The 14,810-nt window shown below is 62.7% G+C and carries 15 protein-coding genes and 2 tRNA genes; 7 read left to right on the top strand and 10 right to left on the bottom strand.

Annotated features, from left to right (window positions below):
- Window positions 1–38 precede the first annotated feature (38 nt).
- The 3 genes from CCE89_RS11190 to CCE89_RS11200 are packed head-to-tail and all read left to right on the top strand — an operon-like array spanning window position 39 to window position 4,350.
- Window positions 39–2,312 (top strand): TonB-dependent receptor, encoded by a 2,274-nt coding sequence (locus tag CCE89_RS11190; RefSeq protein WP_086438783.1) that lies wholly within the window; start codon window positions 39–41, stop codon window positions 2,310–2,312.
- A 60-nt stretch (window positions 2,313–2,372) separates the two neighbouring features.
- Window positions 2,373–3,797, top strand: coding sequence for a M20/M25/M40 family metallo-hydrolase (locus CCE89_RS11195; protein ID WP_086438177.1), 1,425 nt, complete (start codon window positions 2,373–2,375; stop codon window positions 3,795–3,797).
- A gap of 37 nt (window positions 3,798–3,834) precedes the next feature.
- Window positions 3,835–4,350, top strand: coding sequence for a DUF421 domain-containing protein (locus CCE89_RS11200; protein ID WP_086438178.1), 516 nt, complete (start codon window positions 3,835–3,837; stop codon window positions 4,348–4,350).
- Here the strand turns inward: CCE89_RS11200 and CCE89_RS11205 are convergent.
- The 5 genes from CCE89_RS11205 to CCE89_RS11225 form a co-directional block, all read right to left on the bottom strand.
- On the bottom strand, window positions 4,347–5,615 hold the full coding sequence (locus tag CCE89_RS11205) for an MATE family efflux transporter (protein ID WP_086438179.1): 1,269 nt from the start codon (window positions 5,613–5,615) through the stop codon (window positions 4,347–4,349). The two genes, CCE89_RS11200 and CCE89_RS11205, sit on opposite strands and share 4 nt — an antisense overlap.
- Before the next feature lie 160 nt (window positions 5,616–5,775).
- Window positions 5,776–5,852: transfer RNA gene (locus CCE89_RS11210), tRNA-Pro, on the bottom strand.
- A gap of 29 nt (window positions 5,853–5,881) precedes the next feature.
- Window positions 5,882–5,958, bottom strand: a tRNA-Ile gene (locus tag CCE89_RS11215).
- Between the two features lie 95 nt (window positions 5,959–6,053).
- A complete protein-coding gene (locus CCE89_RS11220) occupies window positions 6,054–7,055 on the bottom strand; it encodes a polysaccharide deacetylase family protein (RefSeq protein WP_086438180.1) in 1,002 nt (333 codons plus the stop codon).
- A 29-nt stretch (window positions 7,056–7,084) separates the two neighbouring features.
- Entirely contained in the window at window positions 7,085–9,019 is a 1,935-nt protein-coding gene (locus CCE89_RS11225; RefSeq protein ID WP_086438181.1) for a histidine kinase dimerization/phospho-acceptor domain-containing protein, read from the bottom strand.
- Window positions 9,020–9,251: 232 nt separating this feature from the next.
- Here CCE89_RS11225 and CCE89_RS11230 point away from each other — a divergent pair, with 232 nt between their 5' ends.
- Together CCE89_RS11230 and CCE89_RS11235 are read left to right on the top strand one after the other, a co-directional pair.
- Entirely contained in the window at window positions 9,252–9,713 is a 462-nt protein-coding gene (locus CCE89_RS11230) for an Lrp/AsnC family transcriptional regulator (RefSeq protein WP_086438182.1), read from the top strand.
- Window positions 9,714–9,717: 4 nt separating this feature from the next.
- Window positions 9,718–10,302 carry a hypothetical protein gene (locus CCE89_RS11235; RefSeq protein ID WP_086438183.1) on the top strand — a complete coding sequence of 195 codons (585 nt, stop codon included), beginning with the start codon at window positions 9,718–9,720 and terminating at the stop codon, window positions 10,300–10,302.
- A 20-nt stretch (window positions 10,303–10,322) separates the two neighbouring features.
- Here the strand turns inward: CCE89_RS11235 and CCE89_RS11240 are convergent, their stop codons facing one another.
- From CCE89_RS11240 to CCE89_RS11255, 4 genes are all read right to left on the bottom strand, one after another.
- Entirely contained in the window at window positions 10,323–10,907 is a 585-nt protein-coding gene (locus CCE89_RS11240) for a GNAT family N-acetyltransferase (protein WP_086438184.1), read from the bottom strand.
- A 1-nt stretch (window position 10,908) separates the two neighbouring features.
- Window positions 10,909–12,258, bottom strand: a complete 1,350-nt coding sequence (gene accC, locus CCE89_RS11245) for an acetyl-CoA carboxylase biotin carboxylase subunit (RefSeq protein ID WP_086438185.1) — start codon at window positions 12,256–12,258, stop codon at window positions 10,909–10,911.
- Window positions 12,259–12,267: 9 nt separating this feature from the next.
- Window positions 12,268–12,765 carry an acetyl-CoA carboxylase biotin carboxyl carrier protein gene (gene accB, locus CCE89_RS11250; protein WP_086438186.1) on the bottom strand — a complete coding sequence of 166 codons (498 nt, stop codon included), beginning with the start codon at window positions 12,763–12,765 and terminating at the stop codon, window positions 12,268–12,270.
- Window positions 12,766–12,836: 71 nt separating this feature from the next.
- Window positions 12,837–13,289 carry a type II 3-dehydroquinate dehydratase gene (locus CCE89_RS11255; RefSeq protein ID WP_407640398.1) on the bottom strand — a complete coding sequence of 151 codons (453 nt, stop codon included), beginning with the start codon at window positions 13,287–13,289 and terminating at the stop codon, window positions 12,837–12,839.
- Between the two features lie 137 nt (window positions 13,290–13,426).
- Here CCE89_RS11255 and CCE89_RS11260 point away from each other — a divergent pair, with 137 nt between their 5' ends.
- Window positions 13,427–13,855 carry a hypothetical protein gene (locus CCE89_RS11260; RefSeq protein ID WP_086438187.1) on the top strand — a complete coding sequence of 143 codons (429 nt, stop codon included), beginning with the start codon at window positions 13,427–13,429 and terminating at the stop codon, window positions 13,853–13,855.
- A gap of 5 nt (window positions 13,856–13,860) precedes the next feature.
- Here CCE89_RS11260 and CCE89_RS11265 read toward each other — a convergent pair whose 3' ends face one another.
- A complete protein-coding gene (locus CCE89_RS11265; RefSeq protein ID WP_086438188.1) occupies window positions 13,861–14,274 on the bottom strand; it encodes a holin family protein in 414 nt (137 codons plus the stop codon).
- Window positions 14,275–14,504: 230 nt separating this feature from the next.
- Here CCE89_RS11265 and CCE89_RS11270 point away from each other — a divergent pair, with 230 nt between their 5' ends.
- The gene (locus tag CCE89_RS11270; RefSeq protein ID WP_143256030.1) at window positions 14,505–14,762 is read left to right on the top strand and encodes a hypothetical protein; all 258 of its coding nucleotides are present in this window, start codon (window positions 14,505–14,507) and stop codon (window positions 14,760–14,762) included.
- The last annotated feature ends 48 nt before the right edge of the window (window positions 14,763–14,810 follow it).

Here is a 14,810-nt window from a genome sequence, read left to right on the forward strand (position 1 = left end):
GTTTTCACGGCCGACCAGCGTCAACAGGGATCATGATCATGCAGTCACCTTCGCGTCTTTTTGCTTCCGCCGCCCTCATCGCCATCTCCGTCGCCGGCATCGCAGCTCCCGCCTATGCACAGGATGCCGACACGACTGCCGAGGACGAGACCGGCGTCGGCACCATCATCGTCACGGCGCAGCGTCGCGAGGAAAACCTGCAGGAAGTGCCGGTTTCGGTGGGCACGCTCGATGCAGAGGCGCTTCAGGTCGCGACCGGCGCAGGCGCGGACATCCGTGCGCTTTCGGGCCGCGTACCCAGCCTCAATATCGAAAGCTCCTTCGGCCGGACCTTCCCGCGCTTTTACATCCGCGGGCTTGGCAATACCGACTTCGACCTCAACGCGTCACAGCCGGTCAGTCTCGTCTATGACGACGTCGTGCTGGAAAACCCGGTGCTCAAGGGCTTCCCCGTGTTCGACCTCGACCGCGTGGAAGTGCTGCGCGGCCCGCAGGGCACACTGTTCGGTCGCAATACGCCCGCCGGTATCGTCAAGTTCGACACGGTCAAGCCGGGTCGCGGTGAGAATTACGTCCGCGGCAGCTACGGCACTTACGACACGATCAATCTCGAAGCAGGCATCGGCGGGCAGCTCAGCGATCTGGTCGCCGTGCGCGTGTCCGGCCTTTACCAGGGGCGCAGCGACTGGGTCGACAATATCGATAATGGCCCGGGTGACGATCTCGAAGGGTTCGACGAGTTCGCCGTGCGCGGCCAGATCGAGTTTGTGCCGACCGATGCTCTAAGCATTCGCGTCGTCGGCCAGTACCGCGATCTCGACGGTACCGCGCGCGTCTTCCGCGCGAACGCCTTTGCCACCGGTTCGAACGATCTGGTTGGCCTTGGCGGACCGGGCACCGAGTTCGAGCGTGACAAGGTACGCGCCGATGGCCTCAACTTCCAGACGCTCGAGAACACCAATATCGGCGCGACCATTGAATATGATGCAGGCGCAGTGACGATCACCTCGGTGACGAGCTACTGGAATGCCAATCTCTATTCACGCGGCGATATCGACGGCGGCTTCGGCAATGCCTTCGCACCCGAAATGGGACCGGGCTTCATCCCGTTCAGCGCCCAGTCGCAGGACAATGTGCCTAGCCTCGACCAGTTCACGCAGGAACTGCGCATCGCTTCCAACGGCGGCAGCCCGCTCGGCTGGCAGGCTGGCGTGTTCTATTTCGACGAAGCGCTCGACATCGAAAGCTTCGACTTCGGCACGCCGACCGACACCACCCCAGCTGCAGTGGCCGTACAGCGCCAGGACAGCGAAGCATGGGGCGTGTTCGGCTCGATCTTCTACGAGTTCGACAACGGGCTGCGCCTGCAGGCTGGCCTGCGCTACAACAATGACGAGCGTACGCTGACCGCATCGCGCCCGGTCGACACCCGTCCGGGCTTCCTCGGCTTCGGCGGTCCGGTGGCACCGGTTTCCGCTTCGGTCGATGACGATGTGCTGACCTGGGATCTCGCAGCGACCGTGCCGGCAGGCGAGGATGTGAACTTCTATGCCCGCGTGGCGCGCGGATATCGCGCTCCGTCGATCCAGGGTCGTCTCGTGTTCGGCCGCGACCTCTCGATCGCCGACAGCGAAACCACGATGAGTTACGAAGCAGGTGTGAAGACGATACTCGCTGGCGGTGCGGTGCGCTTCAACCTTGGCGGGTTCTACTACAACACCAACGACCTGCAGCTGACCGCGGTCGGCGGCGCCAACAACTTCACCACGCTGCTCAATGCGGATGAGGTCGAAGGTTACGGCTTCGAAGCCGAGCTGCAGGCGCGCCCGATGGAAGGCATCGAGCTTTCCGCGGGTCTTTCCTACAACGACACGCAGATCAACGATCCGGCCGCTTTCGTTGCGGGTTGCGGCGCGCCTTGCACCGTGCTCGATCCGGAGCGTACCCCCGGTAGCGGGATATACTCGATCGACGGCAACTCACTGCCGCAGGCGCCGAAGTGGACCGCCAACTGGTCGCTCGGCCTGAGCGAACCGATCCCCGGCACCAGCGGTGAAATCTACGCCTACACCGACTGGGCGTATCGTTCGAAGGTGCAGTTCTTCCTCTACGAGTCGGTCGAGTTCAGCGACGATTCCATGCTCGAGGGCGGGCTGCGCATCGGTTACCGAACCGACCGCTATGACGTGGCCGGCTTTGTCCGCAACATCACCAATGACGTGTCGGCGGTGTCGGGCATCGACTTCAACAACCTCACCGCGATGGTCAACGAACCGCGCATCTGGGGTGTCGAGGTCGGCATCACGTTCTGATTTCGTCGCGCGTCCAGCTCTTGCTGGACACGCACACACAGGGGCGATAGCAGCGCGGCCATGAGAAAAAACATGGTCGCGCTCGCTGCGCTTTCGCTCGCCGCTTCGGTTTCGCTCGTCTCGGTCGCGCAGGCAACATCACAGGTACCTCTCGAGGCGGTCGCCGATCAGGCGCTCGAGCAGGATGAACGCGCCTGGGACTTCGTTGAAGGCATCACCACCGAAGTCGGCCCGCGCCAGGCGGGGACCGAGGCGGAAAAGCGCGGCCGCGACTGGGCGGTGGCGTGGCTGGAGAAACATGGCTTCGAGAATGTCGCGGACGAACCGTTCGAGATGGATACCTGGGTCCCGGGCGATCTGCACAAGGCGCAGGTGATCTCTCCTTTCCCGCAGCCGCTCGTGGTCCAGCCGCTCGGCAAGAGTGCTTCGACCGGTCCCAACGGGATTACGGCGGAAGTCGTCAAGTTCGACACACATGCCGATCTGGTCGCAGCTCCTGCGGGCAGCCTGGCGGGCAAGATCGCCTATATCAGCCATTCGATGACGCCGACGCAGGACGGCTCGCAATATGGCTTTGCCGGCCCCGCGCGCTGGACCGGGGCGGGTATCGCTGCGAGCAAGGGCGCGGTCGCGACCGTGATCAAGTCGGTCGGCACCGACTGGCACCGCAATCCCCATACGGGCGGCACGAGCTTCCCCGAAGGCGTAGAGCCAATCCCGGCGGGCGCATTTTCGCTGCCCGATGCGGCCAATCTGGAACGGATGTTCGAGCGTGCGGGTGGCCAGCCGATCATGCTGAAGCTGACGCTGACGCCGAAGAACCTCGGCACGACGACCAGCGGCAATGTTGTGGGAGAGATCGTCGGGCGCGATCCGTCGCTTCCGCCGGTCCTTGTCGCCTGCCACATCGACAGCTGGTGGAACGGCACCGGCGCGTTTGACGATGGCGCGGGCTGCGGCATCGTGGCTGCGGCGGCGCTGAATGTGCGTGATGCCGGACAGCCGCTGCGCACCATTCGCGTGCTGATGGCAGGCGCGGAGGAAACCGGGCTGTGGGGGTCGAAAGCCTATAGCGCCGCACATATAGACGAGCCGATTGCGGTGGGTCTCGAAAGCGATTTCGGCGCGGATCGCATCTGGCGCTTCGAAAGCAATTTCCGCTCCAGCAACTCCGATCTTCACGCCAAGCTCGCCTCGGCAGTCGCGCGCTTCGGCGTGTCGAATGGAACCGCGGTGGCGACGGGCGGAGCGGACATCAACATCGCCCGCGACCAGAAAACCGCGATCATCGACCTGCAGCAGGACGGCACGCGCTATTTCGACCTGCACCACACGCCCGACGATACGCTCGACAAGATCGACAAGGCCCAGCTGCGCCAGAATGTCGCGGTGTGGACGCAAGTGGTCGGGATCCTTGCCAACGAAGCCGATCCGATCCAGCCGCCCGCGACCGAGCCGAGCGCTCCGGCAATCATGGAACAATAGAAGCGGACCTCTTCGCGCACCGAGGCGTTGAAGAGGCATGTTTGTTTCAGAGACCGGTCCCGACATCGTCATTCGCGGCTTCGTGCTCGCCGCCCTTGCACTCATATGGGTAACAATCCTGATCCGCGTCAATGGGCTGCGGACGCTCTCCAAGATGACGAACTTCGACTTCGTCATGACGGTCGCGATGGGCAGCGTGGTGGCGGGGGCAGTGCAGGCAGATAACTGGGAAATCTTTGCCCAGGCGATCGTCGGAATGGGCGGCCTCGTGCTGGTGCAGTTCATTGCGGCGCGGTTGCGATCATCTTCCGAACTGATCGAGCAGACGATCCAGAACGAGCCGCTGCTGATCATGCGCGACGGCAAGATTCTGCGCGATGCACTGAAGCAAGCGCGCATGAGCGAAAGCGATGTCATCGCCAAACTGCGCGAGGCCAATGCGCTCGAACTCGATCAGGTGCGCGCGGTTGTGCTCGAAACGACGGGAGATGTGTCGGTCCTGCATGGCGAGCGCTTCGACGAAAAGCTGCTTCAGGGCATTCGCAATACCTAACCGGCGAAGGTCTTGCGCATCCGGCGCGGCAGCAGCGCCGCCTGGAACAGCGCGCGGACAGCGAGGAACAGCACGAAGCTGCCCCAAAGCCCCTGATTGCCGAGCGGCCATGTCAGCCAGAGCGAGGCGGCGAAAACCACGCTCGCCCCCAGCATTGAAAGCAGCAGCGCGCGCGTCCAGCTGGCGCCGACGAATACCCCATCGAAGATGAAACTGGTGACGCCAGCAAACGGGATGACCACCAGCCAGATCGCCTGGCGCTGCGCTTCGCGTGCGACTTCGGGCGTGGCGGCAAAGCTCGCGAGGATCGGGTCGGCCAGCAATGCGAAGGCGAGGGCAAGCAAGGCTGCGGCGGAAAGCCCGCGCCACAATATCGCGCGCACATAGCCGCTGAAGCCCTCGCGATCCTTCGCACCCAGCCGTTCGCCGTTCAAGACTTGAGCTGCGTTTTCAAACCCGTCCAGCAGCAGCGCGGTGAGGATGAAAAGCTGGTAGATGATGCCATTGGCGGCGAGCACTTCGGGACCGCGTTCGGCGCTCAGCCGCGTCAGCGATGCAAGCGCGACCGAGAGCACTAGCGTGCGCAGGAAAAGGTCGCGATTGACGCTCAGGAAAGGCCGCAGCTTATCCCAGCCGAGCGAGGCGCCGCCGTTCAATGCGCTCCTTAGATGACGCCCCGTCGCGCCGCACATCACGAACAGCGCCAAGGCCGCCAGCTTGGCGTATTCGGCGATGAAGCTCGACCAGCCGATCCCGGCAATGCCCCAGTCGAGGCGCAGTGCCAGCAGCAGGCCGAGCCCGACATTGAGCGCGTTGTAGCCGACCTCGATCCATAAGAGCGCGATCATCTGGCGCCGGCCGACCAGGAAGCCCATCAGCGCGAGGTTGAGCATGACGCCCGGTGCAGTCCAGTAACGGATATCCGCGTAGATTGTCGCGGCTGCCAAGACCTCGTTCTCGGCTCCGAGCGCCCCAAGTGCGAAGGGCATCAGCCAGGGCTTGGCGAGGATAAGCAGCGCGGCAATCACCGCGCCGACGAACAATCCTCGTACGAGGACCGCGACCTGAGGCTCTTCGCCCGCGCGCGTGCCTTCTTGAGCGACCAGTCCGGTCGTCCCGGACTTGAGGAAGTTCATGACGGTGAACAGCACAGCGAACAGCCGCGCGCCGACATCGACAGCGCCCTGTGTCGGGGCATCGTTCAATTGCCCAACGATCCACATGTCGCCGACGCCGATCAGCGCGGTCGCGACATTGGTCACCATGGCGGGCAGGGCAATTGCCCAGATCGCACGCGTCTCGAGGCTGGAGGTGGAGGAGGTGGGTGTCGCGGTGGAGATAAGGTATGCTCCCTATGTCCTCCCGCCCTTGCGGTTGGGAGTTTCGATGGAAAATGATCACCGGATCATTTTCTCTCATCGAAACTGGTCGGGGAGACTGGATTCGAACCAGCGACCCCCTGTACCCAAAACAGGTGCGCTACCAAGCTGCGCCACTCCCCGACCGATTTCATCGCATCGCCTGCCACCAGTGGTGGGCCCGGCAGGACTCGAACCCGCGACCTAGCCGTTATGAGCGGCCAGCTCTAACCAACTGAGCTACAGGCCCTCCGCCGGTACGCAGCAATGCGGCGTGCGCCCTACAATGGGTGCGCGCAGGTGACAAGACAATCTGTTGGTCAATATCACCTACGGGCAAGCGATTCAGTCGGCAACGACCGACTCCATGATTTCGGCAATGGTCGTGGGTCTGACTTTCAGCGTGTCGCAATAGGCATAGACTCGGCGGAACCACTCGTAGAGCGCGTCGAGATCGTCCTCGCTGCGGACATAGGGCGTGTGCCCCGGTTCGAGCGAAGGGCTGTGGAATGACAGGACCAATACGGGCAATCCGTCATCCACCGCGATGTCGATGCCGCGCAGCGCCTCTTCCGCGGTCACACCTTCCGGCGTCAAGGCGATGCGTTCGAGCAGCGAGAGGCGGGACATCAGCCCCCCGAGCTGGGGAATCTTTCGGGAGAGCCGCTGGATTGCCGCACCCTGTTTCCGCAGCATGCCCCAATACACGCTGGTCACTGGAAGCTCGAGCAGGGCGCGCTCCTGATCGACCCAATAGGGCCAAAGGGGATGCCCTGAATAATCGGGACCGTGGCCCGCGCTATAGTCGAACAGGCTACGCACCGAAGTGTCGATCGCAACGCCTGCATCCTTGAGCATGCCGGCGGACTTGGGGCCAAGCCCGTAGCGCCCGGCACGATAAACCATAGGAGTGGTCGTGAAGCGTTTCTCGATCTCGGCCCGAAGCCGCATGAACTTATCGCGTTCGAGTTCGTGTGGAAGATTGCCGGCGTAGGAGTTGAAAGCGTTCACTTCCTCGGTCTTCGGCGGGTTTACCCAGGGATGGAGCTGGATGCCGACTTCCGCCTTGCCGCGTTTGACCGCATCGCCGAGCATTTCGACCGCAATCTCGGACATCACGATGGGCCAGTCGACGAGGTAGACTGGGCTGACCCCGATGCCTTCGCAAAACTCCTGAAACTTGCGCAGGCGCATGACATGGTCGAGGCCATATCCGGTGGCGCTGAAGGGCGCGTTCCAGTCGAAGTCTTCCTCGGTGTCGACCGTCAGCAGCGTGCGCTGTCCGAACCCTGCGGCGAATTGCGCGCGCGATGATGCTGAAGGCGGGTCGAGCATGGAACCGGGCACTGCACTTCTTCCCCCGCGGCAGAGCGCGCTCAGCCCTGCTTGATGCCAGCCTCGCTCCGTTTGATCGTCGAGGTTTCGCTATTGGCCCCCGCGACCTCGGTCAAGAGCGGTAGCCGCACCGTCAACCGGTCGTCCTTCACCTCGAGAACTCCCCCTGCTGCGCGCACTTCTGCGCGGGCGAGGCGGAGGCTGAAGCCGGCACCGAACAGACCGGCGCTGAGACCGGCAGCGTTTGTCTGGCGTGTCTGGGCTGCGAAAATATCGTCCTGGGAGATCAGGTCGGCGGGAAGCTGACAGGTCAGGATGGCCTGACCTTCACCATGCGACAGCGTGAGCGCGATGGTTTCGCCAGCCGCGCATGCTCCAGCAAGGGTCGCGAGCACTCGCCACGCGAGGGTTTCGGCATCGCCTTCCTCGATGTTCAGAATCATCGGACCCGAGGTTTCGCGGGTTAGGTCGAGGCCCGCCATGCGCGGCGCGAGGACCTGCTGGATCTGCTCCGTCATCGGGCCGATTATGGCGGCGAAATCACAAGACCCCTCGGCAGGTCTGGCGTTTCCGCTTTCGAGCCGGGCCAGCCGCTCGAGCTCGTCGAAACCTGCGAGGATGCGCGCGGCATCGCCCGCGATGGCGGCGGCCATGGCGCGGTATTCATGCGGGGCGGGGCCGAACAGCTGCTGCTGAATGACCTCGGCAAAGCCCTGCAGAGCATTTACGGGCGTGCGCAATTCGTGGAGCAATTGGCGGATGCGGTCGGCCTCTGCTGCTGCGCGCGGGTCCACCATCCCTTCGGGCGCAGGACGGCGAAAACGACCGACATAGCCGTGGAAGCGGCCGCCCGAACGGGCAAAGCGCGGCTGCGCGTCGATTACCCATTGGCCGGTAATCTGCGGCGCGCCATCCAGCGTACGTGGGGCATTTTCGATCGGTTGCTGGCGAGAGAAGGCGCGCGCCATGGCGTCGACCGGCGCGTCATCGCCCAGCCGCCTTGCGGGGACGAGGCGTTTGCCGATGACCATCGGGGCCACTGCGGGGTCGGCCCATTCGATGCGTCCAGCAGCATCGGTGGCGAAGCCGAAGCCGGTAATGCCGCGCTTGTTCTTCTCGGGCATTTCGCCAAGCGGCAATTGCGGCGAATTATCGACCGGCGGCACGCCCGCCTCGCGGTCGCGGCGGAACTGCGCGATCCGTTCGACCAGCGCGGTGATCTCGCTCTTTTCGCCCTCGACTGCCGAGCGGGGCTGCGATGGCGGCGGCGTTTCGACCGGGTGGGGCGACATCGGCATAAGATCGCTGTCCGGATCTACCGATTTGTCGGCCTCTTTCGCCAGATCGGGGAAAGCCGATGGACCTTGACCGAGCTGCTCGATGGGCTGCTCGATCGACTCGTCTACAGGTGCGGTTTCGGGCGGCGCGGGAGTTTCGGCTTCGCGGAGGTCCACCTCGGCCGCTGGGAAATCGCTCACTTCGGCTCGTTCGGTCGCGCCGCTTGACTGTGCCTCAGTTTCGTCCGCACTGGCGGTCGGCTGCGGCAGCCCTCTATCGCGGATCCCCAGCCGTTCGAGAATCACCACCGCACCTTCGGGCAGATCGCGGCGCAGGCGGAGGAAACCGCGGGCTCGGATCGGCAGTCGCGGGATCAGCGCTTCCCAGTCATCTTCGGTGAGGTCCGCGCGGGAAAGCGCGGCCGAGGCGACTTCGGGTTCGTCTTCCGCCAGATGCGCGGCAAGTTCGGGGCTGCGGAATCGCCAGCCGGGTTCCGCGACCATGCGTGCGCGGTCGGCTGCGGGGATCTGCTCGCCCAGAGCACCAAGCCGCAGCCATGCGGCCGCAATCAGGCTTTCATCGCGACCGTATTTGCGATTCCCCAGCAGGTCGAGCAGCTGCCGGAACTGCGTGCGCGCCGCATTCTCGCTGGCAGCGCGGTGGCGCAGCACAGTGGCAAGGCGGTCGTCAAAAAACATCGGCACTCCGACTGGGAAAACACTCACCCACACGCATTGCGGGCACGATAGTTCCTACCAGTATATCCAAGCTGCACGGGAGCGGCTTTCTCGGTGCGTTGCAAAGCGGGACAATTGCTGGCAGGAACAATAAAATTAGTCTCGACACCTCATGGGGCGCATATCGTTTCACGGCGGCAGCGCGTTTTTCCACGAAGCCTAGGGACTGCTATCACGCTTGCGGGGCTGACGAATGGCCAATCTGGACGAAATCGACCGAAAATTGCTTGCAGAACTGCAATCCGAAGGGCGCGTGACCAATGTGGAACTCGCCCAGAGGGTCGGCCTAACGGCGCCGCCCTGCCTGAGGCGCGTTCGCGGTCTGGAAGAAGCGGGTGTGATTCGCGGATATCACGCCGATTTGGACCCATCTCGGCTGGGCTTTGCGATCACCGTCTTCGCGATGGTCAGCCTGAAGAGCCAGGCCGAAAGTGCCCTGCGCGAGTTCGAGGAAGCCATGCGCGAGCTTCCCGAAGTGCGCGAAGTGCATATGCTCAACGGCGAAATCGACTTCATCCTCAAGGTGGTGAGCCAGGATTTGCAGAGCTTCCAGGAGTTTCTCACCAGCAAGCTGACGCCAGCGCCCAATGTCGAGAGCGTCAAGACCTCGCTGACGATTCGCACCGCGAAATACGAACCGGGCGTGCCGCTCTGAGGCGGTGAGGCGCTGGGGGGCAATTTCCGGCGCCGTCGCCGCTCTGCTGCTGAACGCCTGCACGGGCGAACCGCATGACGCGGTGCTGCCCGAACCGCAGCAGACCAATATCATGGGATCCTTCCAGGCCGACGGCATGAAGCGTGTCGCGCGTTTCGATGCGACCGTCCTGGTGCTTTCGCGCAAGAGCTACACCGGCATCTTCGGCGACGAGATGGCCGAGTACTCGCCGTTCGATCTGGCGGTGGCGTGGGGCGAGGGCGCACTGGCCGACGTTTATGGCGCGCTCAGCATCAGCCAATCGAACCGCTTCTTCTACTGGAAGGCATCGAACGAGGCCTGGCAGGATCCGCGGGTGCGCCGTTTCGGGCGCAATGCCGGGAACTGGCACATCGTGCCGGAAACCGACGCGGTGATGGACGATTTCTTCGAGGTGATGGAAGGCGACGTCGTGCAGATGGAAGGCTTCCTCGTCGACATCCAGGGGCCGCGCAATTTCGTGTGGAAGACCTCGCGCAAGCGCAGCGACAGCGGACCGGGTGCCTGCGAGATATTCCTGGTGACGAAGGTTTCTGTGGTCGAAAGCTGAACTTCGCGGGTCAGTGAGGGTCAGCGTGGCGGGCGAAACATCGGCACCAGCGGCGGGACTGGATCGACATCGATCAGGCCGATCTGTTCGAATCCGAAGCGCTTGTAGAATGGCACGAGACCGGGGCTGGAAGCCTCGAGATAGGCGGGCTCGCTGCGCTCATCGATCTGTGCCAGTCGGTGTTCGAGCAGGAGTGCGCCGTAGCCTTGCCCTTGCACTGACGGGTCCGCACCGAGCGTCCAGAGATACCAGTGCGGCTCCGACGGATGATATTCGGCCATCGCAGCCTGCAAGGCCTCGCTCAGCGCGTCCTCTTCCGGGTCTCCGGCAGGCATGTCGAGCGCTGCGATATCGGCAGGGTCGGTTTCGACGCCTGGAGGCAGCCAGATCGCTCCGGCGCGAAAATCCGCGGTCGCCTCGACCCCGCCAGCAGCAAAGCCGTTCTTCCCGATCGCCATGACCCAGCGGGGCCACCAGTGCAAATAAGCTTCCGGAGTGGAGAAAAAGAACCGCGCAACCGGATCGCGGCCGAACGCCAGCGTTATGATGTCGAGGACGCGGGAAGCCGAGCCTTCATCTACACTGATGATGGCCGGCTTCTCCATGTCAGTCCTCGCGGGTCTCCAGCCACTCTTCGAGCCACTTGATCGAATAGTCGCCCGACAGCACGTCTTCCTGCCGCAGCAATTCCTGGTGCAACGGGATGTTGGTCTTGACCCCTTCAACGACCATTTCTTCCAGCGCGCGGCGCAGGCGCATGATGCAGCCTTCGCGCGTGCGGCCGTAAACGATCAGTTTGGCGATCATGGAGTCGTAGAATGGCGGGATGCGGTACCCTGCATAAAGCCCCGAATCGACACGCACATGAAGCCCGCCAGCGGCATGGTAATAGGTCACTTCGCCCGGGCTCGGCGCGAAGGTGAAGGGGTCTTCCGCATTGATGCGGCACTCGATCGCATGGCCGCGGAACTCGAGCTCGTCTTGTGTTACGGAGAGCGGCTTGCCTGCTGCGATGCGGATCTGCTCGCGCACCAGGTCGACCCCGGTAATCGCCTCGGTCACGGGATGTTCGACCTGCAGGCGGGTGTTCATCTCGATGAAGTAGAACTCGCCGTTTTCCCACAGGAACTCGATCGTGCCGGCACCGCGATAGCCCATGTCGCGCATCGCTTTCGAGCAGACTTCGCCCATGCGCTCGCGCTCCTCGTCGGAAATGACGGGGGAAGGGGCCTCCTCGAGCACCTTCTGGTGGCGGCGCTGGAGCGAGCAATCGCGTTCGCCCAGATGGATCGCATTGCCTTCGCCATCGCCGAAGACCTGGAATTCGATGTGGCGCGGGTTGCCGAGGTATTTCTCGATATAAACGGTGTCGTCACCGAAGGCCGCCTTGGCCTCGCTGCCGGCCTGCTTCATCAGCGTTTCGAGCTTGTCTTCGCTCTCGCACACTTTCATCCCGCGACCGCCGCCGCCCGAGGCCGCCTTGATGATGACCGGATAGCCGATCTCGGCGCAGATCTTTTTCGCCTCGTCATAGTCGGACACGGCGCCTGCACTGCCCGGCACCAGCGGCAGGCCCAATTCGCCCGCTGTCTGCTTGGCGGCGACCTTGTCACCCATCGTGCGGATGTGTTCGGGCTTGGGACCGATCCACTTGATGTCGTGCGCTTCGACGATCTCGGCGAACTTGGCATTTTCCGAGAGGAAGCCGTAGCCCGGGTGGATCGCGTCGCAATGCGCACATTCGGCGGCCGAGATGATGTTGGCTACGTTGAGATAGCTATCGGTCGCAGGCGGCGGACCGATGCAGACGGCATGGTCGGCCAGCCGCACATGCATGGCATCGGCATCGGCGGTGGAGTGCACCGCGACCGTCTCGATCCCCATTTCATGCGCCGCGCGGTGAATACGCAGGGCGATTTCGCCGCGATTGGCAATCAGGATACGCTTGATAGTCATGCGTTCGCCTTAGCCGATGACGACGAGCGGCTGATCGAACTCGACCGGCTGGGCATTGTCGACGAGGATCGCCTTGATCGTGCCTGCCTTGTCCGCGGTGATCGGGTTCATGACCTTCATCGCTTCGACGATCAGCAGCGTATCGCCTTTTTCGACACTGTCGCCGACCTTCACGAAGTTGTCCGCACCCGGTTCCGCCGCGAGATAGGCGGTTCCGACCATCGGCGACTTGACCGCATTGGCATGGTCTTCGGCAGGCGATTCCTCAGCCGCAGCGACAGGAGCTGCGCTGGCAGGCGCCTGGGCAACAGGAGCGGCTGCAGGCATTGCTGCCGGCGCTGCCATGGCAACGCCGCCGCCGCGCGAGACCTTGATCTTGCGCTCGCCGTCTTCGACTTCGATTTCGGTAAGCCCGGTTTCCCCGAGCAGTTCTGCCAGCTCGCGGACGAGCTTGGTATCGACATTCATGCCGGATTTTCCTCCGGCAGCGCCCTTGCGTTCGGCCATGGATGCCCCTTAGCGTTGTTGGTTGCGGGTGCGACTATCCCCGCGAATTGTGGCTGGCAAGGGGCAGCGGGTCAGATTTCGCCGCTCGCCACCGCTTCCAGCGCGATGAGATAGCTCTTTGCGCCGTGTCCTTCCACAGTCTTCGCAGCCGCCATGCCGACGTAAGATCGGTGTCGAAACTCTTCGCGCGTCTTGGGATCGGACAGGTGCACTTCGATCACCGGCGTGCGGATCGCCTTGATCGCGTCGAGCAGCGCGATGGAGGTGTGGGTGTAGGCCGCCGCGTTGAGCAACACGGCGCGCGCACCCTCGGCCTGCGCCTCGTGCAGCCAGTCGACCAGCATGCCTTCGTGATTTGTCTGGCGCATGTCGATTGCGAGATCGTGCTCGCGCGCGAAATCCTCGAGCATGCCGGCGATGTCGTCGAGTGTTTCCGAGCCGTAGATATCCGGCTCGCGCGTGCCGAGCAGGTTCAGGTTCGGCCCGTTGAGGACGTAGACGGTATTGGTGATGGGGACGCTCATGCGCGCTGATTAGCTGCTGCAGCGGGGATTAGAAAGCGCAAGGTTGTTGGCTTAGTCCGGAGTGCAAGCCAACGACCCGATTGCGGTCGTGCCTGAATCTAATAGTGAAAATCTTCTAATTCAAGGAGTTCGGTCGCATGTTTCTTTATTTATTGGCTCAGAGCGCGAAAGTTTTGTCCGGCGAGCCAGGTTATGATCACATCGAGGAAGTCGCCGCCGTAGCGAATTTCTTGGCTGAAGCAGAGAGCGGCGAACTCGATCTCACCGAGGTTGAGCTCGTTAATCGATCCGACCCTGCACGGAACACATGGGTGAGCCTTATGGACTATGTGCGAGAGTGTTCGATCGAGGAGATTTCCGCCATTGCTTCTACTGATCGCAGCTCACCATTGAGCGTCCAGTGGGATTGCGGGCGGTATATCGAGATAGAAGGCAAGCCGAAGTGGGAAGAACGTCACGCTTCATTCTGGGTTGAGCAGGGACGAGTGACGAAGATCGCGTTTGGCGAAGGTGATGCCCTCGTTATCCCACCGGCAATATCCGCATCTCACACACTTCCTGATTAAGCGCGCTACCGATCCACGCCCTTGACCTTACCCCACTGGCGCGCGGCCGTGTAGCCGAGGTAGCCGGTGCCGAAGAGCGCATAGAGCGGCTCGGGCAGGGCGGAGAGGTAGCTTGTCATCCCTTTGCCGATGGCGAGCGCGGACGCGGGATCGAACGCGGCAATCACGCCCATCGGCACGCTGAACAGGATCAGCGCATACATGACATAAAGGAAAGATGGGCGAGCACGGCTCGTCCACGGATCCTTCGACTCTGCCTCTGCCACGATCGCCTGCAGCCGCGCCTCGATCTGCTTCAATTCGTGCGAGCCCTCCATTCGGATCAGCTCGAGCTTCGCCTTGGCGCGGGCTTCCTTGTCCGGAATGATCTTGTCGATGATCGAGGCGATGGGGCCGATGAGGCTTTCGAGTACAGCCATGAATGCGCTCCTGCTGGATGAGTCGCGCAATCAGATAACCAAATAGGTTCAAGTAGGAAAATTTTGTGTCGGATGATGTCGTCCACTGGTCGGGATGGCTGGATTCGAACCAGCGACCCCCAGCGTGCGCTCTGATGCAAATCGCAAGCTGACTACTCAAGCGGACGTTGCAACTTGGTCATGCCGATTTAGATTATATCAGCTTCGACCATGCCATCCGGGGAGCGGACATGATGAGGATTAGCGAGCGCGCTCAGCGAACCATGGAGTTTCTGGTAATCGGGCTGGTCATGGGCGTCACGGAAGATTTGCTCGCAGTCTGGCTTAGCACGGGTGAGCCGATAACCTGGTCGGTTCTCGGCATCGTAATTGTCGTCGCCTTGCCGTTTGCATTCCTGAGTGAATACATCGTGGATCATCCCAAGTTTTGGCAGAGGACAATCGGACTGCGATTGAAGAAACCCGGATCCGATGATCCGTCCCGATGACCGATTGCGGGTCGAAAGCCCAGCCATTCTTGGGATTGGGCCACCCAC

The sequence above is a fragment of the Altererythrobacter xiamenensis genome (genome assembly GCF_900177715.1).
In the GTDB taxonomy this organism is placed as follows: domain Bacteria; phylum Pseudomonadota; class Alphaproteobacteria; order Sphingomonadales; family Sphingomonadaceae; genus Erythrobacter; species Erythrobacter xiamenensis.